The sequence below is a fragment of the Gluconobacter japonicus genome (assembly GCF_002723975.1).
Taxonomy (GTDB): domain Bacteria; phylum Pseudomonadota; class Alphaproteobacteria; order Acetobacterales; family Acetobacteraceae; genus Gluconobacter; species Gluconobacter japonicus.
Genome location: NZ_BEWO01000032.1, coordinates 1 through 25,948, shown reverse-complemented (window position 1 = coordinate 25,948; position 25,948 = coordinate 1). Strand labels below are relative to the sequence as shown.

At 60.1% G+C, this 25,948-nt stretch carries 21 protein-coding genes; 11 read left to right on the top strand and 10 right to left on the bottom strand.

Annotated features, from left to right (window positions below; translation table 11 throughout):
• Positions 1–31 precede the first annotated feature (31 nt).
• A complete protein-coding gene (locus GJA01_RS13665; RefSeq protein WP_099282446.1) occupies positions 32–991 on the top strand; it encodes an IS481 family transposase in 960 nt (319 codons plus the stop codon).
• A 124-nt stretch (positions 992–1,115) separates the two neighbouring features.
• The gene (locus GJA01_RS13660; RefSeq protein WP_023941584.1) at positions 1,116–2,042 is read left to right on the top strand and encodes a LysR substrate-binding domain-containing protein; all 927 of its coding nucleotides are present in this window, start codon (positions 1,116–1,118) and stop codon (positions 2,040–2,042) included.
• Between the two features lie 12 nt (positions 2,043–2,054).
• On the opposite strand, the gene GJA01_RS13655 is transcribed toward GJA01_RS13660, so the two are convergent.
• A complete protein-coding gene (locus GJA01_RS13655) occupies positions 2,055–2,786 on the bottom strand; it encodes a class II aldolase/adducin family protein (RefSeq protein ID WP_062502684.1) in 732 nt (243 codons plus the stop codon).
• A 261-nt stretch (positions 2,787–3,047) separates the two neighbouring features.
• Here GJA01_RS13655 and GJA01_RS13650 point away from each other — a divergent pair, with 261 nt between their 5' ends.
• From GJA01_RS13650 to GJA01_RS13640, 3 genes are read left to right on the top strand one after another with little or no spacing between them, the layout of a single operon-like run.
• Complete coding sequence (locus GJA01_RS13650) at positions 3,048–4,289, top strand: flavin-containing monooxygenase (protein WP_062502700.1); 1,242 nt, start codon at positions 3,048–3,050, stop codon at positions 4,287–4,289.
• Between the two features lie 15 nt (positions 4,290–4,304).
• Positions 4,305–5,480, top strand: a complete 1,176-nt coding sequence (gene argE / locus GJA01_RS13645; protein ID WP_062502685.1) for an acetylornithine deacetylase — start codon at positions 4,305–4,307, stop codon at positions 5,478–5,480.
• A 52-nt stretch (positions 5,481–5,532) separates the two neighbouring features.
• Positions 5,533–6,210: a DUF1028 domain-containing protein gene (locus tag GJA01_RS13640; protein WP_062502686.1), complete on the top strand. Its 678-nt coding sequence runs from the start codon at positions 5,533–5,535 to the stop codon at positions 6,208–6,210.
• 15 nt (positions 6,211–6,225) lie between these two features.
• Here the strand turns inward: GJA01_RS13640 and GJA01_RS13635 are convergent, their stop codons facing one another.
• From GJA01_RS13635 to GJA01_RS13600, 8 genes are all read right to left on the bottom strand, one after another.
• Entirely contained in the window at positions 6,226–7,839 is a 1,614-nt protein-coding gene (locus tag GJA01_RS13635; protein ID WP_062502687.1) for a GMC family oxidoreductase, read from the bottom strand.
• 5 nt (positions 7,840–7,844) lie between these two features.
• The gene (locus tag GJA01_RS13630) at positions 7,845–10,193 is read right to left on the bottom strand and encodes a TonB-dependent receptor (protein ID WP_062502688.1); all 2,349 of its coding nucleotides are present in this window, start codon (positions 10,191–10,193) and stop codon (positions 7,845–7,847) included.
• A 71-nt stretch (positions 10,194–10,264) separates the two neighbouring features.
• Positions 10,265–10,678: a RidA family protein gene (locus GJA01_RS13625; RefSeq protein ID WP_061928640.1), complete on the bottom strand. Its 414-nt coding sequence runs from the start codon at positions 10,676–10,678 to the stop codon at positions 10,265–10,267.
• Between the two features lie 146 nt (positions 10,679–10,824).
• The gene (locus GJA01_RS13620) at positions 10,825–12,216 is read right to left on the bottom strand and encodes a purine-cytosine permease family protein (RefSeq protein WP_062502689.1); all 1,392 of its coding nucleotides are present in this window, start codon (positions 12,214–12,216) and stop codon (positions 10,825–10,827) included.
• Between the two features lie 28 nt (positions 12,217–12,244).
• Complete coding sequence (locus tag GJA01_RS13615) at positions 12,245–13,591, bottom strand: hypothetical protein (RefSeq protein ID WP_062502690.1); 1,347 nt, start codon at positions 13,589–13,591, stop codon at positions 12,245–12,247.
• Positions 13,588–14,916, bottom strand: a complete 1,329-nt coding sequence (hisD, locus tag GJA01_RS13610; protein WP_062502691.1) for a histidinol dehydrogenase — start codon at positions 14,914–14,916, stop codon at positions 13,588–13,590. The genes GJA01_RS13615 and hisD overlap by 4 nt, the downstream gene beginning before the upstream one ends.
• Before the next feature lie 35 nt (positions 14,917–14,951).
• The gene (locus tag GJA01_RS13605; RefSeq protein ID WP_062502692.1) at positions 14,952–15,719 is read right to left on the bottom strand and encodes an SDR family NAD(P)-dependent oxidoreductase; all 768 of its coding nucleotides are present in this window, start codon (positions 15,717–15,719) and stop codon (positions 14,952–14,954) included.
• Positions 15,713–16,738, bottom strand: a complete 1,026-nt coding sequence (locus tag GJA01_RS13600; RefSeq protein WP_062502693.1) for a zinc-dependent alcohol dehydrogenase — start codon at positions 16,736–16,738, stop codon at positions 15,713–15,715. Before GJA01_RS13600 ends, GJA01_RS13605 begins: the two co-directional genes overlap by 7 nt.
• 265 nt (positions 16,739–17,003) lie before the next feature.
• Between GJA01_RS13600 and GJA01_RS13595 the strand changes: the two genes are divergently transcribed.
• From GJA01_RS13595 to GJA01_RS13575, 5 genes are read left to right on the top strand one after another with little or no spacing between them, the layout of a single operon-like run.
• Complete coding sequence (locus tag GJA01_RS13595; RefSeq protein WP_062502694.1) at positions 17,004–18,389, top strand: purine-cytosine permease family protein; 1,386 nt, start codon at positions 17,004–17,006, stop codon at positions 18,387–18,389.
• Positions 18,386–19,993: an amidohydrolase gene (locus GJA01_RS13590; protein WP_062502695.1), complete on the top strand. Its 1,608-nt coding sequence runs from the start codon at positions 18,386–18,388 to the stop codon at positions 19,991–19,993. The genes GJA01_RS13595 and GJA01_RS13590 overlap by 4 nt, the downstream gene beginning before the upstream one ends.
• Complete coding sequence (locus tag GJA01_RS13585) at positions 19,980–21,128, top strand: alpha-hydroxy acid oxidase (RefSeq protein WP_062502696.1); 1,149 nt, start codon at positions 19,980–19,982, stop codon at positions 21,126–21,128. Before GJA01_RS13590 ends, GJA01_RS13585 begins: the two co-directional genes overlap by 14 nt.
• Before the next feature lie 60 nt (positions 21,129–21,188).
• The gene (locus GJA01_RS13580; RefSeq protein WP_061928624.1) at positions 21,189–22,673 is read left to right on the top strand and encodes an aldehyde dehydrogenase; all 1,485 of its coding nucleotides are present in this window, start codon (positions 21,189–21,191) and stop codon (positions 22,671–22,673) included.
• Positions 22,674–22,712: 39 nt separating this feature from the next.
• A complete protein-coding gene (locus tag GJA01_RS13575) occupies positions 22,713–23,654 on the top strand; it encodes a 2-hydroxyacid dehydrogenase (protein ID WP_062502697.1) in 942 nt (313 codons plus the stop codon).
• 12 nt (positions 23,655–23,666) lie between these two features.
• Here GJA01_RS13575 and GJA01_RS13570 read toward each other — a convergent pair whose 3' ends face one another.
• A complete protein-coding gene (locus tag GJA01_RS13570; RefSeq protein WP_062502698.1) occupies positions 23,667–25,040 on the bottom strand; it encodes an aminotransferase class III-fold pyridoxal phosphate-dependent enzyme in 1,374 nt (457 codons plus the stop codon).
• Positions 25,041–25,085: 45 nt separating this feature from the next.
• On the opposite strand from GJA01_RS13570, the gene GJA01_RS13565 reads away from it, so the two are divergent.
• Positions 25,086–25,940 (top strand): helix-turn-helix transcriptional regulator, encoded by an 855-nt coding sequence (locus GJA01_RS13565; protein WP_099282444.1) that lies wholly within the window; start codon positions 25,086–25,088, stop codon positions 25,938–25,940.
• The last annotated feature ends 8 nt before the right edge of the window (positions 25,941–25,948 follow it).

Genomic DNA, 25,948 nt, shown 5'->3' with positions numbered 1-25,948 from the left:
TGGTATTTTCACGAGAGTGGAAGGAAGCCTTATGGGACAGAGACGTCATGGGAGCGCCACGACCACGCACGCCGTGCGAGCAGCACTACAGCGATCGCAGGCTTCGCTCGCGTCGCTGAGCGAGGAATTCGGGATCAACCCGAAAACAGTTGCGAAATGGCGCAAGCGTCAGACTGTCGAAGATCAGAAGACAGGCCCTAAAGAGTCGCGCTCAACGGTCCTGTCCGAGACGGACGAAGCGATGATCGTGGCATTTCGCCGGCATACTTTACTGCCGCTGGATGACTGCCTTTATGCCCTGCAGGCCAGCATTCCCCATCTGACACGCTCGGCCCTGCACCGCTGCCTTCAGCGCCACGAGATCTCACGACTGCCGGATATCGCGGGAGACAAGCCCAGACGCCAGCGCTTCAAACGCTACCCGATCGGGTTCTTTCATCTCGATATCGCAGAGGTCCAGACCGCTGAGGGCAAGCTGCACCTTTTCGTTGCCATCGACCGGACAAGCAAATTCGCTGTCACACAACTCGTCGGGAAAGCCGATCGGAAGACAGCCTGGGAATTCCTCAAACATCTCCTGAGTATGATCCCTTATCGGGTTCATACCATTCTGACCGATAACGGCATCCAGTTCGTCGAGCAGGCTCGTAATCGCAATACGGCATGGTCGCGTCCCATACGCTTCGACATGGTCTGCGAAGCCCACGGGATCGAACATCGTCTGACGAAACCCAATCATCCCTGGACGAACGGTCAGGTTGAGCGGATGAACCGGACGATCAAGAAAGCAACCGTCAAACCCTTCCATTACGACAGTCATGAGCAGTTGAGGACACACCTCAACGATTTCATGGCAGCCTATAATTTCGGGCGAAGACTCAAGACCCTGAACGGCCTCACACCTTACGAATACGTCTGCAAAATCTGGACTTCAGAGCCAGAAAGATTCATCATCAATCCAACCCATCAAATCCCGGGACTAAACAGCTAGATTGATCGGGTTATGCTTTAGCTAAGACGCCTAAATATAGTTGAGAGTGAAATTTTTTGTATTCGGTTCAATCATAACGATATTCCGGTTATGCGTTCCGCGTCGAATGAGTTAGGCTGTCATAATGCGTTATACACTCCGGCAGTTAGAGTACTTTGTGGCGGCCGGGGAGGCCGGCTCCATCCGGCACGCGTCCGAACGCCTTTCGATTTCCCAACCTTCCATCTCTACGGCGATTTCCCATCTCGAGCTTGAACTGAACGTCCAGCTCTTCATTCGTCACCACGCACAAGGTTTGTCCCTTACAGCCGTGGGGCAGATCCTAATGGAAGAGGCCAAGCGCGTATTGGGGATGGCTGAAAACCTCTATTCTTTGGCTGCTGAAACCACGGATCAGGTGAGGGGGACGCTGTCGGTCGGCTCAATGGTCACACTTGCTCCCATGATCATGCCTGAACTCGTCCACAGTTTCTGTACGCGCTACCCTGCCGCCGAAATCCGTCAGGTGGCGTCTAATCACGAATGGCTGGCCGAAAAACTCAAACAGGCCGAAATTGATATCGCCATCACGTATGACCTGCATCTTCCTCCCGGGATCGAGTTCATTCCTCTGGCCAGCCTTCCGCCCCATGTCCTCGTCAGTGAAAACCATCACCTGGCGCAGCGTTCGTCCGTGGATCTGGCCGAACTTGCCGCCGAGCCGATGATCTTCCTCGATCTTCCTCTCAGCAGGCAATATTTCAACGCCCTCTATCACCAGGAGGGCCTGCAACCCAATATCTACGCCCGCTCCGCCGAGCAGGAAGTGGTACGGACCATGGTTGCAAACGGCTATGGCTATACGCTGGCGAATGTCCGTCCGTGCTCCGATATGGCCCTCGACGGCAAGAAGGTCGTCCGCGTGCGGCTGTCAGGCGATCACCGCCCAATGGTCATTGGCATGGCAACATGGCAGGGCGTCCGTAAATCGCGCCTGCTGGACCTTTTCGTCCACCACTGCCGCTCCTCGATTTCCGACACGGCAATCCCCGGTATGAAGCCTCTGGCCTAGGACCGGCCCTGATTATTCGGCGTAATCGGGCTCTTCCCGCTCAAGGACAAGCTTCATTTCCTCGAAATGCCTGATGGAAAAATCCCGGATCTTTTCCCAGTCCCGCGCCGTTCTCTCCGCCACGTCGTCCGACAGAACGGAAAGCTCACGGCCTGTGGAATAGGCAGTTACAAGGATCTGGCACGCGCGTTCGATCGTGTACATGTCGTCGAACGCTTCTCCAACCGTCTCCGCAACGATCAGCACGCCGTGATTGCCCATCATCAGTCGCGTTCTGTCTTTCAGAAGAGATGCCAAACGCGCGCCTTCCGCCTCGCTGTCTGCCATGCCTCCATATTGGGTGTCCACGGCAACCCGGCTGAAATACCGGGCAGTGTTTTGGTCGATTGGTAAAATCGTAGGATCACGCAGCGTAGAGATTGTCGTGCTGTAGATCGGATGCAGATGCATCGCGACCTGCGCCGCCGGATTCAGACGATGCAACTGTCCGTGAATCGCCCACGCAGTCGGGTCCAGATCGCAGGCAGCCAGACTGTCGGCATTGTTCGTATCGACCAAAACCAGATCGCTCGCCCGGATACGCGAAAAATGCCGCCATTTCGGATTGATCAGAAAGCGCGATCCATCTGGCGAAACCGACATACTGAAATGGTTTGCGACGGCCTCGTGCATTCCAAGCCGGGCCGCAAGACGGAAGGCGGCGGCAAGATCAATCCGTGCTTTTTTCTCGTCATGTGCGGTCATGAAGGCGATCCCTGAGCAAGATGGTCTGAAATATCAGTCTTCCCGATGTTCTAAAGAGTCGCCGATGGACGGCAAAGACGGATTTATCAAATGCATCCCCCCGTTTTTCCGATGCAGCACACCGGAAAACTCTTAGGAAAAGACTAAGCAACGATAATTAATTCGATTGTTTCTCGAGGCATATCGTTTCCATACAACAACGGAGAGGTCTTCCTGAGTTGTGGAAGAATTCTTCTGTCAGTCCAGTAGGAAATGTCCAGCATGACAACGGAAAACGTCGATACCCTCATCATTGGCGCGGGCCAGGCCGGCGTAGCGATGAGCGAACACCTGGGCAAAAGAGGGGTGCCGCATCTCGCTGTGGAGCGCGGAAACATTGCTCAGAGATGGCGTGCCGAACGCTGGGATTCCCTTGTCGCTAACGGTCCCGCCTGGCACGACCGTTTTCCGAACCGGACATTCGACAAAACAGCGCCCGACGGCTTCGCCCCCCGTGCCCAGATTGTCGACTATTTCGAATCCTACGCCACCCAGATCAACATGCCCATTCGCTGCGGCGTCGAAATACGGCACCTTCGCAAAGCCGCAGACGGCATCGGATTTGAAGCGCAAACGGCAGACGGCACCATCAGGGCCCAGAACGTCGTCGTCGCAACCGGACCGTTCCAGAAGCCGTCCTTCCCCGACATCATCCCTGCAGAGTTCGATGTGCACCAGATGCACTCGAACAGTTATAAAAATCCTCAGCAGATTGCCGACGGAGGCGTTCTGGTCATCGGGGCAGGGTCGTCCGGCGCACAGATCGCGGACGAACTGCGCGCTTCCGGTCGGGACGTCTGGCTGTCCGTCGGTCCGCATGATCGTCCGCCCCGTCGTTACCGTGGCCGTGATTTCGTCTGGTGGCTTGGCGTGCTGGGATTATGGGACATGAAAGTTCCCAGCCCCGATACGGAACACGTCACCATCGCTGTCAGCGGCGCTCACGGCGGCCACACCGTCGATTTCCGTGATCTCGCCGCCAGCGGCATGACCCTGTTGGGCCGGACCGAGAGCTTCGAGAACGGCTGCCTGCATTTCGCTCAGGATCTCCGGAAGAATATCGAAGGCGGCGATGCCAACTACCTGTCGATGCTCGACGCTGCAGATGCCTATGTCACGGCAAACGGTCTGGACCTTCCCGAAGAGCTCGAAGCCCGTAACATAGGGGCCCTCCCGGCCTGCGTTACAGATCCAACCCTGAGCCTCGACCTGAAAGCAGCCGGGATTAAAACCGTCATCTGGGCCACCGGCTACAAATTCGATTTCAGCTGGATCGACATCGACGTTCTCGATGCCCGCGGCGCCCCCCGTCACGACCGTGGCGTCTCCGTCGTACCGGGCCTCTATTTCCTTGGTTTAGCCTGGCTGTCACGGCGCGCCTCTCCCTTCATCTGGGGCGTCTGGCACGATGCGGACTATCTCGGACAGCATATCGCAGACCGCCGTCTGTCTCTGGCAGGCTAACGGCGGAGGCGCCCGGTGTCCGTTTCCGAAATCGAGAGCATCCTCTCGTCGCTCATCGGCTTTCCCAGCGTCTGCGGACTGCCGAACGGAGAGATCATAGCCTGGATCGAGGCGCATCTTCTGGCCTCCGGGGTGCAGGTACGCTGCATTCCCGGAGACGCCACTAAGGGGGCCCCGGGTCGCTACAGCCTGTTCGCCACGATTGGCCCGAAGGCGGCAGGTGGCATCGTCTTGTCCGCCCATGCGGACGTGGTCCCCGTCACCGGCCAGAACTGGTCGTCGGACCCGTTCGTCCTCACACGGCGCGAAGACCGGCTGTATGGCCGGGGTAGCAGCGACATGAAAGGCTTTCTGGCCTGCATGCTGAACCTTGCCCGCAAGGCTGGCGCGGACGATGCGCCGCCGCTCAAACGCCCGCTTTACCTCGCTATTTCCCATGACGAAGAACTCGGTTGCCTCGGGGTCCGCTCACTGATCGAAGGCATTCGCGAAGACGGCGAATTCGACGATCTGGGTGCACTCGGCTGCATCGTGGGCGAGCCGACAGGCATGCAGGTTGCCGTCGCCCATAAAGGGAAAATCGCGTTCGAAATCATCTGCCACGGACAGGCTGCTCATTCCGCAAACCCGTTCCTCGGCAAAAGTGCCATCACCCTCGCAGGCGACATGGTCGCGGCCCTTTCGCAGTTGCAGGACCATATCCGTCAGACCGAACAGCATGACGCACGCTTTGGCGTTCCGTTCTCCACCGTGCAGGCAGGCCTAATTTCTGGTGGAGCCGCCCTGAACATTGTCCCGGACCTCTGCACGATCACAGCTGAACTGCGCCTTCTGCCCGGCTATGAAGGCGCCCCCTATCTGGCATGGCTGGAAGACGCCGCCCGTCAGGCCACGGAAAAACTCGGCGGCGAGATCGAACTGCGGATCACGAATGCCTATTCCGGCCTGAACGCCACTGCCTCGAGCGACATCTGCTCCGTTGCCTTGCACGAAGCTGGACAGAATCAGGTTGGAGTCATTGATTTCGGCACTGAAGCGGGGCTTCTGGGGGAACAACTCGGACTGGACTGCATCGTCTGCGGTCCCGGTTCCATCGCGCGCGCCCACAAGGCCGACGAATACATTACCCTGCCCGAACTGGCCGAAGCAGAACGCTTCCTTGACGGGGTGCTTGACCATCTCAGACGATGAGCGGCCCAGATGAGCGGCACAGACGCCGCGCGCTTCATGAAAGACACCGCCCATGACCTTTTCCATTGTCGCCCGCTGTGAGCGCACCGGCCAGTTCGGGATGGCGGTTTCGTCGTCCTCTCCCGCCGTTGCCAGTCGCTGCGCCTTCGCTAGAGCAGGCGTCGGCGTCGTCGCCACCCAGAACATCACCGATCCCCGCCTCGGCCCCGCGGGGCTGGATCTGCTGGAGCGAGGTGCAACCGCAGCGGAATGCCGGGACATTCTGGTCCGCGACAACGTATTTGCGGCATTCCGGCAGCTCGTCGTCCTCGATCGCACCGGCAGCACCGCACTCTGGGCCGGAGAGCAGGTTCTGGGCTGTCACGCCGAGATTGCCGGAACCAATGTCGCTGCCGCAGGCAACATGTTGGCCAGCGTGGACGTCCCGGCTCTCATGAAGGACGCCTTCAACACCTCCAGCCCGTCGCTGGACCTGGCCGAACGGCTGATCCTCGCCATGGAAGCCGGTCTCTCAGCAGGCGGGGAGGCCGGTCCGGTCCATTCCGCCGGGCTGATCGTCGTGGAAGAACAGAGCTGGCCGCTAGTGGACCTGCGTGTGGATTGGAGCAACGCTCCGCTCACCGATCTGCGGAGCCTGTGGACACTCTGGCAGCCTCAGATGCGCGACTACGTCACGCGCGGCCTCAACCCGCTTTCCGCACCTTCGTACGGTGTGCCGGGGGACCGTTAAGGCCCCCCGTTTTTCTCAAACGGCATCTTGCAGCATCATCCGCGCCGCCTTCGCCCCGATCATCATGCTCGGGGCGCTGGTGTTGCCGCTGATGAGCGTCGGCATGATCGACGCATCCGCCACCCGTAGCCCCGAAATACCGCGCACCGTCAGGCGCGGAGTTACAACCGCATCGTCATCTACGCCCATGCGACATGTACCGGCAGGATGAAAGACCGTGGCGGCACTCCGCCGCAGATACTCCAGGATCTGGGCGTCGTCCGCCACGTCCTCGCCGGGTGCGACTTCCGTGCCACGGGTTCCGTCAAAGGCGCCCTGGGCCAGAATGTTCCGTGCCGCACGGATGCCTTCACACAAAACGTCCAGATCGTGCGGATCCGATGCGAAATTGAAATCAATGACCGGCTGGTTTGAGCCATCCGTCGTCAGCCGGATGCTGCCCCGGCTTTTGGGGCGCAGAACGCAGGTATGGATTGCAATCCCATGACCCCATTCAAACAGCCGCCCACGCGGACTGCGATAACCGGGCACGAAATGAAACTGGATATCGGGCACGCCATCGCGGGCGAGGGAGGTGCGCGCAAATCCCCCGGCTTCGACATAATTCGTGGTCAGCCACCCCTTGCGCCCGAACAGGAACCTGAACGGAGACATCAGCACAGACGGGAGCGACCGGCCGGAAAATCCCAGCGTCCGATGATCGCTCGAGCGCACCGTAACCAGCCCGTCCAGATGGTCCTGAAGGTTCTGGCCCAAGCCCGGCAGGTGATGCACCGGTGAAATCCCCGCCGCGATCAGATCCGCGCTGCGGCCGATCCCGGACGCCATCAGGATCTGTGGAGAGCCGATCGCCCCCGCACACAGAACGATTTCCCGCTCCGCTCGCAGCAGCCGGGTTGTGCCGTCCTGAACGACCACGACGCCCCGCGCCATCCGGTCCTCGATCACCAGATTGCGCACCTGAACGCCCGACATCAGGCTGAAATTCGGCCGCTTCAGGATCGGATGAACGAATGCCCGATACGCACTCAGTCGATAGCCGTTGCGCTGTGTCACATCATACAGGCCCACGCCTTCCAGCTTTGGACCGTTGAAATCGGTATTCTCCGGCAACCCCGCGCTGACACCGGCCTGAACGAAACGGCGCGACAGCGGATTGACGTCGCGCGGCGTCGTGACATCCAGTTCGCCTTTGAAGCCGTGATACGCCGGGTCAAGCTGCCGGTGACAGTGTTCGAGGTTTCGGAACTCGGGCAGAACGTCGTCCCATCCCCAGCCTGTACAGCCCAGAGCCTGCCAGTGATCGTAATCCGTGCGGTCGCCCCGGATATAAATCATGCTGTTGAGCGTGGTGGACCCGCCCAGCGCCTTGCCGCGCGGCACATGAATGCGCCGCCCCGCCAGATTTTCCTGCGGCTTGGAGTAGAACTGATAGGCGAAGCGCCGGCTTTTGTAGAGCGTTATCGTCCCAGCTGGAATGCGGATTCTCGGCGTATGGTCGCCGCCGCCAGCCTCCACGAGACAGACGTTGAAACGCCCATCAGCGCTGAGGCGGTTGGCAAGCACGCACCCCGCAGAACCGGCGCCCACGACGATGAAATCGAAAGACTGGGAAAAATTGTTCTGCATGATCTTCAGAACCCCGTGGAAACGGTCGCAAGACAGGCGAAGGACGGCGCCACATAATAGCTGGACGTTCCCGCAACCGGCCCCGTGCTGTAAACGCCCGACAGATAATGGCTGTCGCCCAGATTGACGATGTTCAGGCGGATGCTCGGCTTCTTGAAAAATCCGATGTCATGTGTGCGAGCGCCCAGCATCATGTCCACCTGCTTGTGGCCCGGAATGCGCTCGTCATTCATGAATGTGCCGTATTCCTTGTCGACATATTTCATGGATACGCTGCCGAAGAACGTGCCGTCATCGTATTGAACGCCAATCGCCGCCATCCAGCGCGGTGCGGACGTTGCGATCTTGCCCTTTGTAGCGTAGGTCACGCCGCCCATCGTGATGTTGTTGTCGTTGGTCGCGTAAAGATATTCCGCCGACACATACGGAGAGAAGTGATGCCAGGGCGTCAAGCCTAGCTCCGCATCCACGCCCCGCGACGTCATTCCGCCCGCATCAAGGAAGTACGGAACGGCATTGATGTACTGGTTGATGGCGTGGTGAACGAAGTTATAGTTGAACAGCGTCACCGATCCTGTGATCCAGTTGTTGTGATACCGTGCGCCCAGTTCCTCGGCGATGCTGTATTCGTCCTTCAGATGCGTGTTCGCCGTCTGGTAAAGGCTTGCATCATACGGGCTGTTATACTGATTGTAGAACGCAGACCCCATCGGAACGCGGAAACTCGTCGTCGCATTGGCGAAAAGCTGGATGTTGTCATTCACCTTGTAGCTGACTGACATGCGCGGGAGCGGCTCGGCCGAGTTGTAGCCGACGGCATATTGCGGGCCGGGCTGCTGGAGCGTCCCGTTGCGCGCGGTCATGACTTCCTTGAACCCGACATTGATATGCAGCCGGTCATTGAGTAGCCGCACTTCGTCCCCGACATACAGCCCGACCATCTGCGTAATCGTATGATATCGCCAGCCATTGAGAACGGTCCCGTCCGTCAGCTTGAGCAGCGAGTTTGAAACATTTCCCGCTGCGTCCAGCCCGGAAAACGGCTCGCTCACATTCATGTCGCTGTAACCGTACCACGCACCTGCTACCAGATGATTGATGCCGGAATCGTAATGCAGGGCCGCATTCAGCCCAGTATAGCTCTCGCGTCCATACCAGTCCCATTTCGCGGCGACATTTCCATCCTGGGAATAGGTGTTGCCCGCAAGCTGGCCATTGATGGGCTGCGTGCCGTCATAATAGGTGCCGCTCGTCGGGATCGTATAAACGCCCAGCGGATAATTGCCCGACCCGTGATAGAAATAGGGCGTAATATCCAGAGAAAGCTTGTGGGTCAGTGCCAGATGGGACTGGCTGCTCAGGAAATAATCTGTCCAGTTCGTCTGGAACCCCTTGTAATAATTGGAATTACCAAACTTGTAGGTGCCGTCCAGATTGATCCCGCCGCCAAGCCCGCTCTTGTTCCAGGCTGCCAGCGAAGGCGTGCTGTACCAAGCCGTGTTCTCGTTATTGTACGTGAAAGAGAGGGACGTATAGCTCTCCGGCGCCCAGTCCTTGATCGCCTTGAAATCCATATGTCGCCGCAGGTTCCGCCCAGGCCCACGCCAGGCCCGGCTGGTCAGGTTCGAAAACGACGCAAAAGCCCGCAGCCCTGTATGCCCGATCTCCCCGGTATCGTACCGCAGAAATTGCCGGTTCATCTGATGCGACCCATAGCTCACATCCACCTGTCCGGAACGCGTATATTCCGGATTGCGGATCCGCACGTTCATCGTACCACCCGCAGAATAAACGGTCGGAATTTCAATATCCGGCGCGCCCTGCTGGAGTTGGACACTCTCCATGTTCTCGCTGTCTACCCATTCCGACGAGTTCGGGGTGTAATTGTCTGGGTCGTTCATCGGCGCGCCTTCGAAGATGTAGCCGATTTCCTGTTGGTTGAGGCCGCGGACGCTAACGGAGGACTGGTCGGTGACACCGAAAGGGTCTCCCATGGCGACGTTGGCGCCGGGGGAGAGGGTGACGAGGGCCAGGGTGTTGGAGGCCGGGGACTGTTTGGCGATGAATTCGTGCGACACGGTGCTGACGGAGCGGGCCGCGGTTTCTCGTTTGATCAGGCCGCCGCCGGGCCTGTGGCGGCTGACGGAGACGCTGATCGTCTCTCCGGGGCCGGTGTTGTCTACGGCGGTGCGTTTTTGACGCGCCGGGGCTGGGGCAGTGTAGGGCTGAGTGCTATGGGCGGGTGCGTGATGTTTGCCTGGAGCCGCAAAGGCTGTTTTCGTGCCTCCTCCCAGCAGAAGAATTGTCGAGGAGAGAAGCAAACAATGGCGTGAAAACAGGGATTTCGTCTGCATGGCGGTACCTCGGCATGAATGGCCCGTGCGGCGCGGGACGTACGTTAAGGGAGGAGGGCTTGGGGTGTTTGTCAGCCGGGGATGACGGCGATAACGTCCACTTCGATCAGCCACTCGGGGCGGGCAAGGGCGACGACGACCAGTCCTGTGAAGACGGGGAAGACCCCTTTGAGGTGCTGTCCGAGGACGCGATAGGTGGCTTCGCGGTAGCGGATGTCGGTGAGGTAGACCGTGACCTTGCAGATGTGGGAGAGGTCGGAGCCAGATTCTTTGAGAAGAAGGGCGATGTTTTCCATGACCTTGTGGGCCTGTCCGACCGGATCGCCGACGCAGACGTTTTCACGCGTGTCGAGATCCTGCGGGACCTGTCCGCGGACATAGACGGTGTTTCCTGCGACGACGGCCTGACAGAGGTCGTTGTCGAGGTTTTGCTCGGGATAGGTGTCCTTCGTATTGAAGGGGCGGATTCTGGTGTGAATGGGCATGGAATTGTTTCCTCAAACTCTTCGCGCCTAATGCGAGTTTGGTGCGATAGAGGAATGGTTGCAATTCGGTGCGATGAGTTAAAGAACGGATGTATGGGGAAGCGCTTCGGAAAAACTGAAGAAGGCTTCCGTAGGCCGCCAGATCGTCAGTTCCGGTTGCGGGAGAGGGCCAGATAAAGGGCGCCGGGGACGAAAATTCCGATGATCCAGGAAATGTCGATACCGCCAAGGGCGTGGGCGAGCAGGCCGGTATAGAGGCCGTTTGACAGGAACGGGATCTGGACGATGACGCCGATGGCGTAGCACAGCAGGGCCGGGCGGTTGGCGCGGCCATAGACGCCCCCGTCGTGTCGGAACAGAGAAGGAATATCGTAGGTTCCGTGCCGGACCAGATAGTAATCGACGAGGTTGATGGCCGTCCACGGAGACAGGACTGCCAGAAGCAGCGCGATGACGTTGTCAAGGATTTGCAGTACGTTTCCGCTCAGATTGATCGTGATAACGGCGCAGCATAGGCACAACGTAAGCGCGGCGAAGGCGCGGGAACGGCTGGTCGGGATCCAGTTGGGGCGGAATGTCTGCAGAAAGGTCAGGGATGAGAGGGCGGCGCAATAGATCTGCATAGTGCAACTCACCAGCGTCGAGATCATGATGATCGCGAACAGGACGATCGGCAGGAGCGGGGACCAGGGCCTGACGGCGTCGTACATGCTTCCTGAAAAGCCGGTGCTACCTAGATAGGAGCCGATGAAAGTCGGGAAGGCGGTGCCAATGACGCTGCCGGTCAGGCAGACGAGAAACGCCGTGCGCTCTCCGGTCGCGGAGGGGAGATAGCGGGTGTAATCGGAAACATAGGGGGCGTAGGCGATTTGCCACAGGACGCCGAGCGACAGAGCCGTCAGGAAGTCGTGGAGGGTGGGGGACTGCCAGAACGGCAGGGCGAGATGACCGCCGGATGTGGACATGTAGGCGAAGGCTAGCAGAACGAACGTGACTGCGGCGAGGGGAATGAAGCCGGAGATAAACCGTTCGATTACGTTATGACCGATCGCACACAGGGCGCCGATGACGATCACGGAAATCCAGATGGGGAGCTGGCTGACGGAGGGGCCGAAGACCTGTACAATCTGTTCGCGACTGATGGCGAAGAAGGTCGAGGTGAAGCCGACATACATCAGGATGATGATGGCAATGATCAGCAAGCTGCCGGTGGAGCCAAATTGACCGCGGGTTTGCTGCATCTGTGGGATGCCGAGATGGGGACCCTGTGCGGCGTGGAGGGCCATGAAGACACCGCCCAGCAGGTTGCCCGAGAGAATGGCGAGGAGGGACCATCCGAGGGAGAGGTGGCAGATGGTCGGGTATAGCAGGCCCGTCATGACGGCCATGATGTTCTGGTTGGCGCCGATCCAGACCATCAGCAGAGACCAGGCGTTGCCGTGACGGCGGTCTTCGGGAATGGGAAAGATCGTTTCGTTTTCAACGGCAAAGGCCGATGTTGCAGTTTCCTGAACGGTCTTGTTGTGGGACGGGTTCATGAAGGCAGGATCTTTCCCGTTTTCTGGTTCAGAGATCGTTCCACTCTGGCATTGTCTTGGATGGGTCGATAGCCCCTAGAAAGCGCGAGATCACGTCCGCGCTTTCGGGCTCTGCCCCGCACATCAGGGCGATGGCCAGACCGGTCAGGGACGAGGCAGGTGTGTGGCGGCTTTTGGGGTTTTCGTCCGACCGGGCGCAGAGATCCATGACGAGGGTGGGGCAGCAGAACAGGCCAGAGCGGATTGTTTCGCGCCAGTTGTTGGGGAGTGCATCACGCTGCGCCAGACCTGCGAGCAGGGGGCGCCACAGGAGGCGGGCCTTGTCCTGAAGGAAGGCCTGTCGCAGGGGGGGGAGCGACCAGTTTGTCGTGACGAACGCCGTTCCATTGCTGATCCGGATTTCGGGGCGGGTTTTCAGCTCTGCGGAATGATAGAGCCAGTCTGCATGGGCGAAAATGTTGTGAAACGTGGCCTTGATTTCGGCCAGCAGCGCCGGGATGTGGCGTCCGGCGAAAGCGGGGTCGAACAGGGTGAGGCTGGTGGTGTCGGGGTTGAACCAGACATTTGCGTTATGGGCGTCTCCGTGAGCCACCACGCCGCCGCTTTGGGCCAGTGCATTAGGCGACAGGTTTTTCAGCGCGTTGTAAAAGCAGTCTCTCAGCGTGCGGTCGTAACGGACGCCGTCGATCACCCAGTGCAGTTCGAGAAGCTCGTGGCCGGTCAGGGTTGCGTCCGGAAATATGAAAGTCCTTTCGGGGGCGAAAAATTTCGTTGTGCGGCTGCCGAGCGTGCCGGGCGGTTGATCCGGGGTGGTGAGGCGATGGTGAAAGAGCTGGTGGATGGGTTCGTCCGCGCTCTGTTGGCCGGTGATCGGGTGCCATGAGCGCAGGTAGAGCGTGGCGCTCAGGGCGTCCAGGTCCTGCTGGGCGTGTCTGAGGGCCGGGGCGCCCGCGCCGGGCAGGGGCGTGTCGCCGTCCACAGCGCGGGCGGCATCGGCGAGTTTTGGGGTGGTTTTGAGCGGGTAGAGCAGGATCTGCCGTCCGACGCGGCGGCAGACATGGGCGGGCATATCGACCGGAAATCCGGCTTCGAGCAGGATTTCGCCCCGGTAGAATTCCTGAAGGACGGAGTCTTCGTTTTCTTCATGGTGGAATTTGAAGAAAAAGCGTTCTCCGGTGTCACGGGTCATGAACCCGTTGACGGAGTTCAGGCTGTAATCGTCTGCGCCGAGTGTGACGTCCGTGATGTGGAAGCCGAATTCTTCCGCGATCATGCGCGACAGGAGGTGTGCAGCCAGAGCGGGGTTTCCGCTCCGGGCTGCGGCGAGGATGCCTGCCGCGTTGACGGTTTCCTCGCGGGCTGTTTGGGGACTCATCGGGGCTGGATCTTTGGCATGGGGCGGGCCGAGGAGACGGCGCGGGCATGGCCTGAGAAGTTTTCGTAGAGGGCGAAACGTTCCGCATGGCGTGCGGCTTCGGGGTACGCTTCGGGCGAGACGCGTGCGAAGGACATGCGCTTCATGAAGTCATGGACCGAGAGCGGGGAGTGGGTGCGTGCAGCGCGGTTCGTGGGGAGCACGGCGTTCGGGCCGAGGACGTAGTTGCACAATGTGACGGGAGAGGCCGTGCCGAGAAGGACTTCGCCTGCGTTGCGGATGCGGCCGAGATCCGCCATCGGATCGACCGTAAGGATTTCAAGATGTTCGGGTGCGTAGGCGTTTGTGAAATCGACGGCGGCGCTGAAATCCTTGGTCAGGATCACGCCGCCATGGGCGCCCCCCAGAACCGCGCGGGAGAAATCGGCGCGTTTGGGGTCCATTTCGGCCCAGTGCGCGGGCAGGGCGGCAATGACGCCTTCGGCCACGCGCCGACTGTTGGTGACGAGCCAGGCGGAGGAATCCGGGCCGTGTTCGGACTCGATGATGAGGTCCAGCGCGGCCAGAACCGGATCGACGCTGTCATCGGTCAGAATGATGCTTTCGCTGGGGCCTGCGGGGATGCCAGGGTCGATCCGGTCGGACAGCAGGCGCTTGGCGGCGACGACATACGGGCTGCCGGGGCCGACGATCTTGGCGCAGGCGGGCACGGTTTCCGTCCCGAAAGCCACGGCGGCGACGGCCTGTGCGCCGCCGCATTTATAGACTTCCTCGACCCCAATGAGGCGGGCGGCTACGAGGGTTCCAGCATCGACGGTGCCGTCGGGGGACGGGGGTGTGACGATAATCAGACGCGGGACGCCAGCCACTTTTCCGGGGATGGTCGTCATGTTCACGACGCTGGGGAAGCTGCCCTTGCCGCGCGGGACGTAACAGGCCACGGAGTCTATGGGGATGTTGCGGTCTCCAGCCCAGATGCCGGGCTGGACCTCGATCATCCAGCTTTCTTCCGGCTTCTGGGCTTCGTGAAAGCGACGGATGTTCCGGATGCCGTATTTGATGGATTCGAGAACGTCGGGCTCGATGCTGGCGAAGGCGGCGTCAAACTCTTCCGGCGTGGCCCGGATGCTCATTTCGGGGGCGGTCACGCCGTCGAAAGCCTGTGCGAAATGACGCAGGGCGGCGTCGCCTTCGGTGCGGACGCGCTCAATGATCGGTTTGACGCGCTCGAAGAAGACCGACAGGTCGCTCTCTGTGCGTTGCAGCAGGGCTTCGGGGATTGTCCCGGTCTGGGTCAGATCATGGAAGGTGATGTTTTCAGACATCGGGTCTCTCTTTTCGGGGCGGAGGGTTGGAAGGATCAGAGCCCGGCGAGTGTTCCGCCGTCCACGTACAGGACCTGTCCGGTGATGTAGGCGGAGGCTGTGGAGCAGAGGAATTGCAGGGGGCCTGCGAGGTCGTCAGGCAGGCCGAAGCGTGCGAGGGGGATGCCCGACAGCATCTTTTCCCGCCATGCGTCGTTGCGGAAGAACGTGTCTGTCATGTCCGTATGGAAGTAGCCGGGCGCCAGGGCGTTGACGCGGATGCCTCGAGGCGCCCATTCGACGGCGAGGCTGCGTGTCAGGCCGAGGATGCCGGATTTGGAGGCGCTGTAGGGGACGGCCTTTGCGACGCCCGCTGCCGAGGTGAGGGAGGCGAGGTTGATGATGCTGCCTCCGTCCGGCATCAGGCGGGCGGCCTGCTGGGCCACGAAGAACGGCCCTTTCAGGTTGGTGTTCAGAAGGCGGTCCCATAGGGCTTCGTCCACGTCGTCGCAGGCGCGGAGGGTTTCGTCGCCGGCGTTGTTGACGAGGATGTCGAGCGTTCGGGTTTCGCGGGCGACCCGGAAGAAGGCCTCGCGGATCGTGCCAAGTTTGCTGACATCAATGACGAGCGGATGCAGAGTCAGACCGTCGGAGAGGGCCTCGGAGCGGGCTGCATCGAGAGTGTCGGCGTTGCGTCCGGAGATCCAGACGTTCGCGTCGCAGCGGGCGAGGTGGAGGGCCATGGCTTTCCCCAGGCCGCGTCCGCCGCCGGTGATGAGAGCCGTTTTGCCTGCCAGCGAGAAAAGCGGGGCGACCTCTACCATGTTCCGTCCGTACCGTTAGGGGCGATTAGGGTTTTCAGGCGGTTTTCCGCGCCTGAGCGCAGATGGGTATAGAGGGCCGGCAGATCGATGAGGGCTGCGGCCGGAGTGATTAGCTGGTCGAGAAACGGAACGAGGCCGGGGAGACACTGGATGGCGGCGGGCATTTCGTCTGCGAAGGCGCTGACGCCCCGGATGTCGAGTTCCCGTTCCACGATCAGGTTGAGGTCGAGCCGGGGTGTCTGATGGAAAATGCCGGCCAGCACGAGCCTGCCGCCCGGAGCGAGGCGCTGGCAGGCCATTTCTACAACGGAGGCGGCTCCGGTGGCGTCGAGAACAAACGCGGGGCCTTCCGGGCCGAACAGGGTGTTCCAGTCTTCTGCGTCCGGAGGGAGGGGGGCCGTGCCGATGGTTTCGGCGAGGAGTGTCTGGCGCCCGATGTTGCGTTCAAGCAGATGGACGTCATGGCCATGCTGCCGAAGCAGGAGGGCGGCTAGCCCTCCGATCGTGCCGCCGCCGCAGATGATGACCGGAGAACCGGGTGTCGGGGCGAGGCGGTTGACGGCGTGGAGGGAGACGGAGAGCGGTTCGACGAGGGCGCCGTATCTCAGGGGGAGTGTGTCGGGGAAAGGCAGGACCTGAGTGGCGGGCAGGATGACGTCCTGCGCGAAGCCGCCGTCGCAGCTTTCTCCAATGAAGCTCAGGTTCCGGCACAGGTTTTTTCGGCCAGAGCGGCACGACTGGCAGGTTCCGCAGCCGACCCTTGAATCCGCGATGACGGGTGTGCGGACTGTCAGTGAACCGCAATTGCCGCTGGTTTGGGTGATGGTTCCGGAAAATTCGTGGCCCGGTGTGACGGGACAGCGGGAAAGCCACCGCCCGGTCTGGAAATTGTGCAGGTCGGACCCGCAGATCCCCGCTGCTTCGACCCGGATGCGGACACAGCCGTCCGGCAGGTCCTGCGATATCGGGACGGGGAGAACCTGAATGTCTCCAATGCCGGAAAAACGGGCAGCAAGCACGAGATTCTTCCTTTCCCACCAGACTGAGGTCGGTCCTCACCGCTCTTTTCGGTATAGATATAATGAAGTCGGAATGAAAAGACCGATCTGAGGGATCTGCGCGTAGCTTTTTCCGGGGTAAGGCTTCAGGAAATATGCATCAGAAACACATTACCAATCCGGAAAAATGTATGTTTTATAATGATCTGATATTGCAATAAAACGCGGCGATATCAGCATCTTTCCGTATGGCGGATTGACTGGCAGAAGGACGGAGAGTGGCGCGATGGAGACCATTGGTACACTGGAAGCAGAGACGATCTACCCCATTTCTTCGGATCGTCGTCATGGGAGTGCCCGAGACCTGTTTACGGTCTGGTTCGGGCCGAACCTCATGATGCTGACGGTCGTGACCGGGGCGTTGGCGACGACGGTTTTCGGGCTGTCTCTGGTTCCTGCGCTACTGGCGCTTCTGGCGGGCAATCTGGTGGGCGGCGTTTTCATGGCGCTGCATGCGGCTCAAGGACCTCGGCTGGGTGTGCCGCAGATGATTCAGACGCGAGGGCAGTTCGGGCTGTTCGGGGCTGTTCCAGTGACTGCGGTGATCGTGCTGATGTATGTTGGGTTTGCGGCCTCAAATCTTGTTCTGGGGGCGGAGGGGCTTCAGTCCTGTTTTCCGGGACTAGGGCGGTTTCCTGCCATTCTGATCATCCAGATCCTGTCCATTGTTCCTGCCATTCTCGGGTATCATGTGATCCATGTTGCGGCACGTCTTCTGACGCTGTTGTGCGGGGCGGCCGTGCTGGTCTGTCTGTGGCAGGTCATGGGCGTGCACCCGGCGGTGCATGATGTTGTGGTTTCGTCATGGAGCGGGACGGGTATTCTCCGCACCCTGTCGCTGGCGGCTTTATGGCAGATTGCGTATGCGCCGTATGTTTCGGATTCGTCTCGATATCTCCCGGCCGGGCCGAAAAGTGAAAAATATGCGTTTGTGGCATGTTTTTCGGGGTCCGTTTCGGGGTCGATGCTGGCCATGGGGCTGGGGGCTGCGATCGGGATCGTGGCAGGTGGGGCGCATGTCATTCAGACGCTTACGGCGATCTTAGGCGTAACCGCGGTGCCGGTTCTTCTAGCGCTGTCCATCGGTATTGCGGTGGCGAATGCCATGAATGTCTATTGCGGGGCGCTCTCGACGCTGACCGTGGCGCAGACGTTCACGCCGGACCGGCATTACGGAAAAGGCGCACGGCTTGTGGTGACGGTCGGGCTTTTGTCGTTGGCTTTTGGTATGGCCACGCTCATGGCCGACCAGTTCATGACGGCTTATAGCGAGTTTCTAGAGCTTCTGATGTCGGTTATGATCCCGTGGACGGCGATTAACCTGACAGATTACTATATTCTCCATCATGGAGATTATGATGTGGCCTCTTTCTTTAAGAAAGACGGCGGCATTTACGGGTATTACAACATGCCAGCCTTGATCTGTTACGGGATCGGGGTTGCGGTTCAAATTCCGTTTCTGGCGACGAATCTTTATACGGGAAGCATGGCCAGAATGCTGGGAGGCGTGGATGTTTCCTGGGTGGTGAGCCTCATTCTGACGCCGATGATCTATATCGTTGCGGAGCGAACGTTCCGGCGCAAAGTCCTGCCTGCGGGAGAGCGGGCATGACGCTTTTGTACAATGCGCGGATTGCGCTTCCGGGCCATGAGCGGTTTGAAGGCGCGGTTCTTCTGCGCGATGGGCGGATTGCTGCGATTGGCGAGCGTCAAGCGTTGCTCGACGGCTGCGCAGCGGATGTCGAGCAGGTGGATCTGGGGGGCGCCTGTGTCCTTCCGGGGTTTGTGGACAGCCATCTTCATCTGTTGATGGGAGCGGAATATCTGTCGAATATCGGCCTGCGGGACGCCAGAACGATGGCGGAAGTCGTGGGGCGGGTGGAGGCGTTTGCCGCCGCGCATCCGGAGCGGGAATGGCTTGTGGGGCTGGAATGGAGCTACGGCTATCCGGATCTGCCGCCCGAAGGTTTTGACCGTGCGATGCTTGATGCGGTGGTGCTGGACCGGCCGGTTTTTCTGAGATCCGGCATGGCGCATGCAGCCTGGGCCAACAGCAGGGCGCTCGAACTTGCGGGCATTGATGCGTCCACGCCGAACCCGGAGGGCGGGGAAATTGTGCGTCGTCCGGATGGAACTCCGACGGGATGGCTCAAGGAAGAGGCGGGCAAGCTGGTCGGGGCACATGTGGTGCCCATGGATGAGGCGCTGGTCAGGGATGGGCTGGAGCGCGTTCTGGAGGAAATGGCGCGTTGCGGGATCACGCGGGTTGAGAGTGCGGCCTATGACGAAGGGCTGTTTCCGGCGCTTGCGGAGATGGAAGCCTCCGGCGCGCTGACCTGTCGGGTCGGGGTGATGGTCGAGATGCCACCGCCGGAGCTTTCGGAAAAGCGGCTGGCCGAGATCGGGGAACTACGTCGACGGTATCATTCGCCGATGTTGAATCTGGATGGGGTGAAGTTCTTTCTGGATGGCGTTCTGGAATCGCACACGGCCAGCATGCCGCAGGGTTATGCGGACCGGCCGCACGAGACGGGAACGCTGGTCTGGAAACCAGAGGCCTATCACTCCGCTGTGCGGCGGGTGTCCGAGGCGGGGTTTCAGATCTGGACGCATGCGATCGGCAGTGGAGCGATCCGGCTTGCGCTGGATGCCTATGCGCAGGTTCCCAAAGCGACGCGCTCCCTGCGGCATCGCGTCGAGCACGTGGAAATTCCGTTTGCTGGGGATATTCCCAGGTTCAAAGAGTTGGGGGCGGTTGCCTGTCTTCAGCCTGTGATGGTTGCGCCATCCGATGAATGGATGGGGATGGACGGGGTGTGGGCGCAGCGGGTGCGCGAGAGCGAGCAGGAGCGGGCGTTTCCGAACCGCTCGCTTCTGGATGCGGGCAGTGTCGTGGCGTTCGGGACGGACTGGCCGATCGTGTCGCTTTCGCCGCTTCGGGGGATCGGCAAGGCCGTGACCCGCCGGAGCCTCGCGGGAGGCGCGGCGTTCGTTCCGCAGCAGGCCATCAGCGCTGACGAGGCCCTGTATGCCTATACGGCGGCGGGGGCTTTTGCCTGTCATCGTGAGGGGCAGGAAGGCAGCATCGAGGTTGGGAAACTGGCGGATCTGGTAGTTCTGGATGCGGATCCGGCTGATGTGCCGCCCGAGCGGATTTCGGAAATTTCGGTTCTGATGACCGTTCTTGGGGGGCGGGTCGTTTATGACGCGCGTTGATGACGGTGTCTTTTCCGGTGTTGCCACGTCCGCGCGGCGACGTCTTCCCCGGCTGTTTGCGGATTATGTCGATGGGGGCGCGCATGGGGAATGGACCATGGCGCGGAACCGCGAGGCTTTCCGCGAATGGGGGATCGTGCCGCGGGGGCTGAAGAACGTCGAGATCGTGGATGCGGGTGTGCGCTGTTTCGGGCAGGAGTGGGCAACGCCGTTCATGCTCGCGCCGGTCGGTTTTGCGGGGATGCTGCATCCGGACCGCGAAGTGGGCGCCGCGCGTGCTGCGCTGCGCTGCGGGGTGGGGATGGCCGTTTCCACCTTTTCCATTGATCCGATGGAAAAGGTTGCGAAAGTGGGGGGTGCGCCGCTGGCGCAGATCTATGTTTTCCGGGACCGCGGCCTGACGCGGGACATGCTGGCCCGTGCCGCGCAATGCGGTATGGACGGCATTATCGTGACGATTGATACGGCTATTACGCCGGTGCGGGAGCGGGATGTGCGAAATGGATTCCGCCATCTTTCGCGGCCCACGCTGATGCAGATGGCGGGCATGATGACCCATCCGCGCTGGTGTCTGGGCATGGCGGGGCGCGGGACGCCGGCAATTGGAAATCTGGCCGCCTATACCACGGCGCAGGGTATCATGGGGCAGGCCAAGGATATGGCTGCGCAGATCGACCCCACGCTCGACAAGGCCGGGCTTGAATGGCTCCGGAGCGAATGGAAGGGACGGCTTGTTGTGAAGGGCGTCATGCATCCGGAAGATGCAGGGAACGCCATTGCGGCAGGTGCGGATGGGGTGATCGTCTCCAATCATGGTGGACGGCAGATGGACCCGTCTCCGGCGACGCTGGATGTTCTGCCGCAGATTGTGGACGCCGTTAAGGGCAGGGGCGATGTCGTCCTCGACAGCGGCATTCGCCGGGGCGGGGACGTTGTGACGGCGCTGGCGCTAGGGGCGACGGCCGTTTCCATCGGACGTCCGTGGGCCTGGGCGCTGGCCGCAGGCGGTGCGGCCTCCGTGGAGAAAGCCATCCGCGCGCTGTCGCAGGAAGTGGTGGATATTCTGGGCCTGGCCGGTCTTGAAGATATCGCTGCCCTGCGCAAGCGCGGGCCGCAGGCTCTGTGGAAATTATAGTCCGACATGTTCGGGCCTGAGGGCCCGCAAGATGTTTGAAGACGGAAGAGAGCATACCGGATGACGAAAAATACCGAGTTTTACACGAAGCGTGCTGCCGAACTGTCGTTGCGCAACGATTGCTGGGTTGACGGACGGTTTGTTCCGGCTCTCTCCGGTCAGCGGTTCGAGACCATCAATCCGGCGACAGGCGCCGTTTTGGCGCAGGTGGCGCGGGGCGACACCGGGGATATCGACCGGGCCGTTGTCAGCGGGCGGGCCGCCTTTGGAAGTGGGGTCTGGTCCGGTCTGACACCGGCGGAGCGCAAGACCGTTCTGCTGCGCTGGGCGCAACTTGTGCGGGACAATCTCGAAGAACTGGCCCTTCTGGACACGCTGGATGTTGGTAAGCCGATTTCCGATACGCTCACGATTGATGTGCCGGGGGCTGCGGCCATTCTGCAATGGCATGCTGAGGCCATCGACAAGCTGTATGACGAGATTGCACCGACGGGCGGGCGGGATCTTGCGATGGTGCGCCGGGTGCCGCTTGGGGTTGTAGGTGTGGTGGTGCCGTGGAATTTTCCGCTGGATCTCGCGATCTGGAAAATTGCGCCGGCTCTAGCTGTGGGAAACTCAGTTGTTCTTAAGCCTGCCGAGCAGTCTCCGCTGTCCGCATTGCGCCTTGCGGAGCTTGGGTACGAAGCCGGTCTGCCAGCGGGCGTTCTGAATGTCGTGACGGGGTTAGGGCATGAGGCGGGGCGCGCTCTGGGGCTGCATCCGGATGTGGACTGTCTGGCCTTTACCGGTTCGACGGAGATCGGAAAGCTCTTTCAAGGCTATGCCGGTGAGAGCAACATGAAGCAGGTCTGGCCTGAGACGGGCGGGAAGAGCCCGTGTCTGGTGTTTCCCGATGCCGATCTGGAGGCGGCGGCTGACAAGGCGGCCTGGGGGATTTTCTTTAATCAGGGGCAGGTCTGTTCGGCGAATTCGCGTCTGCTGGTGCATGAAACGATTGCGCAAGACATGATCGGGCGTCTGAAGGCCAGAGCCGAGGCTCTTGTGCCCGGTAATCCGCTGGACCCGTCTACGCGGCTGGGACCGATGGCGACGGTGGAGCATGCGGACCGTGTTGCCGGGTTCATTGAAGCCGGACGTCAGAGCGGCAGGCTTGTGACGGGGGGAGGGCAACTGACCCATGGGGCATCGCGGGCCTATATCCAGCCGACGGTTTTTGCGGATGTTGCGTCGGACGCCACGATTGTGCGCGAGGAGATTTTCGGGCCTGTTCTAATTGTCCAGACGTTCCGGGACGAGGATGAGGCGGTGGCTCTGGCCAATGATACGCCTTACGGTCTGGCGGCGTCCGTCTGGACCCGGGACATCACGCGGGCTTTGACAGTTTCGGACAGGCTGAATGCGGGAACGGTGTCCATCAATACCGTTGATGCGCTGTCTCCGATGACGCCGTTTGGAGGCATGAAGCAGTCCGGTTTCGGACGTGACCTCTCGCTTCACAGTTTTGATAAATATTCCGCTCTGAAGACGGTCTGGATCAAATACTGATCCGCTCAAGCGCGTGTTGGGGTTTTGCGGAGAAATCTGATGGTAACGCTTGCAATCAGTGCAGAAGGGCCGGGCGCCTGGGAGAACTGGCGGAATGCTTTCCGTGAGGTGGCGCCCGGTATCCGGACGGTGTCGTGGTTTGATCCGGCGTTTGATCCGTCCAAAGCCGATTATGCGCTGGTCTGGGACCCAGCTCCTGGAGAAATGGCGAAAATGCAGCATATGCGCGCCATTTTCTGTAGTGGGGCGGGAGTGAACCACCTGGTTGGTCGGAAAGATTTTCCGAAGGATGTTATGTTGGTCCGTATGGGGGGAGACCAGACGGCGGTTCTGATGGCGGATTATGTGCTGTGGGCGATCGTTTCGCTGCTGCGTGATGCGCGGACCTGGGCCTTGCAGCAGGAGAAGAAAATCTGGCGTCGCAATCTTGAATACCGCACGAGTGCGGAGACCACGATCGGGATTCTGGGATATGGCAATCTGGGGTCGGCTGTGGCGCAGCGCCTGTCAAAGGCCGGGTTTCAGGTTTCTGCGTGGTGTCGCCGGGTGCGGCCGATTGAGGATGTTGCGCTGTATTTCGGAGAGGACGGCAAGGTCGATTTTCTGGGAAAGACAGATATTCTGGTCAATCTTTTGCCAAGTACGCCGCAGACGCGCGGTCTGATTGATGCGGAGTTTCTGTCCCATCTGAAGCCGGGAGGCAGTCTGATCAATGTGGGGCGCGGCGAGCAGGTCGTGGCGGAAGACCTGATTTCGGCGATCGACAGCGGGCGAATGCTGGGGGCTGTGCTGGATGTCTTTGCGCAGGAGCCACTGCCGCAGAACGCTGTTTTCTGGCAGCACCCGAAGGTTTTCGTGACCCCCCATGTCGCCGCAGAGGCGTCCTGTAAAATGCAGGCGGCTTATGTCGCCGGGGCTATCGGAGAGATCGAAGCGGGGAAGACCCCCGCCCTGACCTATCATCCCGACTGGGGGTACTGAGACCGCTTCCCTTCAGGCTTTTGAAAGGTCGTGCATGACCTCCGTGATGCTTTCGCGGAGGATGTCTCCAATTCTGGCGATCTGCTCTTCCGACAGGATCAGTGGGGGGGACAGGATCAGGATATGTCCCAGCGGGCGGGCGACGAGGCCTTTTTCCTGAGCCTTGCGCGCGACCAGCATGCCGATGTTGAGCTTGGCATCGAAGAGGGCTTTGTTTTTTTTGTCCCTGACGAATTCTATGCCCATCATGAAATGGCTGCCGCGGACTTCGCCGACGATGTCGAGATCTTCCAGCGCGCGTAATGTGTTTTCAAACAGTTTGCCGGTGACGCGGACCCGTTCGGGGATCTGTTCGGCTTCCATCAGGGCGATATTCGCCAGACCGGCGGCGGCGGCGGCCGGATGTCCGGCATAGGTCATGCCGTGGGTGAAGACGCCGTCCGGGCCGGACACCACGTCGTAGATTTCGTCGGTCATGATTGTGGCGGCGAGGGGCTGATAGCCGGAGGTGACGCCTTTTGCGATGGTGATCATGTCCGGCTGGGTATCGAAAACCGCTTCGGATGCGAAGAAATGCCCGAGACGTCCGAACGCCGTGACGACTTCATCCGCCACAAACTTGATATCATATTCCCGACAGACGTCCTGAGCGCGCCGGTGGTATCCTTTGGGCGGAACGATGACGCCGCCAGCCCCCATGATGGGTTCACCAATGAAACAGGCGATGTTTTCGGGGCCGAGGCGTTCGATTTCATGGCGCAGGTCGGCGATGAGCAGATCCGTGAAGTCCGCCTCTGTCATCCCGTCGCCTTCGCGCCAGTAATGCGGTTTTTTCAGGTGATGGACGATCCCTTCGGCTTTTGACCAGCCTTTGGAATAGGCGGGGGTGGTCATTGCGATGGAGAGATAGGTCGAGCCGTGATACGCGCCGTGGCGGCTCAGGACGAGTTTCTTTTCGGGTTTTCCCAGACGCTCGTAATAATGATGCAAGATGCGCACGGCGCCGTCATTGGCATCCGACCCTGAAGTGGAGAAATGGACGTGATTCAGGTTTCCAGGCGCCAGTTGCGCCAGTTTTTTGGCCAGTGCGGCGGCTGTGGGGTGCGTGAAGGTGTAGAAGGTGGAATAAAAATCCAGCGTTGAGAGCTGGTTGGAAATGGCGTCAATGATCTCGGGGCGTCCGTGACCTACGTTGACGCACCACAAACCGCCAATGCCATCAATCAGTTCCTGACCGTTACTGTCACGAACCATGACGCCCTTTGCCGCAACGATGGCGGTGCGGGCGTGGGGTTTCTTTAGACTGTCAAGATCCGCCCAGGACTGGACGAGATGGGTATCTGCCGCGAGAATATCTTCGGTGGTGTAGGGTAGTGCAGACGACATGTTCAGGTCCTCCATCTATAAGGGCTGTGCGGGGTGCAACTGCTGATGTGTGATGGTAGGGTCTGTGTGGATGGGACGTATATTGCCCTGAAGGGGTATAGCCGGGTGTTTTGTCAGCAGGAACAGCAGCTTGGGGCGGTGATTTCCGCGCTGATGACTCCTGCGTTCGAGCAGTATCTTGTGGCGTGGCTCGAGAGTTGTGTCCCGATCGATAATCTGACGATCCTTTCCTATGGGAGGGATGGTCGGCCGAAGTGCCTGTTGACGCACTCAAAAGAAAAAAATGTCTATGCTCGCTTTGACAGTGCGTATTGCACGGGGATCTATCTGCTTGATCCGTTTTTTGTTCTGGACAGGGCCGGGGCGCCTTCGGGGCTGTATCGTCTTGAGGATATTGTTCCCGATCATTTTGCCGCGTCGGATTATTACCTGAAATATTACCGCGATACGCATATTCTGGATGAGATGACGTATCTGGTCCGGATATCGGCGGATGTTTCCATTCATATCTGTCTCGGGCGCGATACGAGTTCGGGAGAGACATTTGTTGCGGCGGAGTGGGAAAAAGCTCTGGCCATTCAGCCTGTTGTAGCGGCGCTGGCGGGGAGACACTGGTCAGGGCTTGAAGCTGCGCCGACCGCACATGCGCAGGATACCATGACGGAGTTTCGCGAGCAGTGTGAAAAGACGTATGGCATCGTGCTGACGGCGCGGCAGTCACAGACGGCTTTGCTGATTTTGCGGGGACATTCTTCACGTTCGATTGCAAGGCTCATGGGAGTGAGCGTGCAGACGGTGAAAGTGTTTCGCAAGCAGATCCATACGCGCTGTGCCGTCTCCTCGCAGGCGGAGCTTTTTGTGATGATGATGCCTGTTCTGGTCAGGCTGGGTGAGCAGTAACGCTCTGG

Excerpts from the sequence above, each read along its gene's own strand:
- GJA01_RS13605 (WP_062502692.1), bottom strand. The coding sequence starts at position 15,719 with ATGGTAGAGGTCGCCCCGCTTTTCTCGCTGGCAGGCAAAACGGCTCTC.
- GJA01_RS13615 (WP_062502690.1), bottom strand. The coding sequence starts at position 13,591 with ATGAGTCCCCAAACAGCCCGCGAGGAAACCGTCAACGCGGCAGGCATC.
- GJA01_RS13635 (WP_062502687.1), bottom strand. The coding sequence starts at position 7,839 with ATGCAGAACAATTTTTCCCAGTCTTTCGATTTCATCGTCGTGGGCGCC.
- GJA01_RS13575 (WP_062502697.1), top strand. The coding sequence starts at position 22,713 with ATGGTAACGCTTGCAATCAGTGCAGAAGGGCCGGGCGCCTGGGAGAAC.
- GJA01_RS13625 (WP_061928640.1), bottom strand. The coding sequence starts at position 10,678 with ATGCCCATTCACACCAGAATCCGCCCCTTCAATACGAAGGACACCTAT.
- GJA01_RS13655 (WP_062502684.1), bottom strand. The coding sequence starts at position 2,786 with ATGACCGCACATGACGAGAAAAAAGCACGGATTGATCTTGCCGCCGCC.
- GJA01_RS13565 (WP_099282444.1), top strand. The coding sequence starts at position 25,086 with ATGTGTGATGGTAGGGTCTGTGTGGATGGGACGTATATTGCCCTGAAG.
- GJA01_RS13650 (WP_062502700.1), top strand. The coding sequence starts at position 3,048 with ATGACAACGGAAAACGTCGATACCCTCATCATTGGCGCGGGCCAGGCC.
- GJA01_RS13665 (WP_099282446.1), top strand. The coding sequence starts at position 32 with ATGGGACAGAGACGTCATGGGAGCGCCACGACCACGCACGCCGTGCGA.
- hisD (WP_062502691.1), bottom strand. The coding sequence starts at position 14,916 with ATGTCTGAAAACATCACCTTCCATGATCTGACCCAGACCGGGACAATC.
- GJA01_RS13570 (WP_062502698.1), bottom strand. The coding sequence starts at position 25,040 with ATGTCGTCTGCACTACCCTACACCACCGAAGATATTCTCGCGGCAGAT.
- GJA01_RS13640 (WP_062502686.1), top strand. The coding sequence starts at position 5,533 with ATGACCTTTTCCATTGTCGCCCGCTGTGAGCGCACCGGCCAGTTCGGG.
- GJA01_RS13630 (WP_062502688.1), bottom strand. The coding sequence starts at position 10,193 with ATGCAGACGAAATCCCTGTTTTCACGCCATTGTTTGCTTCTCTCCTCG.
- GJA01_RS13620 (WP_062502689.1), bottom strand. The coding sequence starts at position 12,216 with ATGAACCCGTCCCACAACAAGACCGTTCAGGAAACTGCAACATCGGCC.
- GJA01_RS13590 (WP_062502695.1), top strand. The coding sequence starts at position 18,386 with ATGACGCTTTTGTACAATGCGCGGATTGCGCTTCCGGGCCATGAGCGG.
- GJA01_RS13595 (WP_062502694.1), top strand. The coding sequence starts at position 17,004 with ATGGAGACCATTGGTACACTGGAAGCAGAGACGATCTACCCCATTTCT.
- GJA01_RS13660 (WP_023941584.1), top strand. The coding sequence starts at position 1,116 with ATGCGTTATACACTCCGGCAGTTAGAGTACTTTGTGGCGGCCGGGGAG.
- GJA01_RS13580 (WP_061928624.1), top strand. The coding sequence starts at position 21,189 with ATGACGAAAAATACCGAGTTTTACACGAAGCGTGCTGCCGAACTGTCG.
- GJA01_RS13585 (WP_062502696.1), top strand. The coding sequence starts at position 19,980 with ATGACGCGCGTTGATGACGGTGTCTTTTCCGGTGTTGCCACGTCCGCG.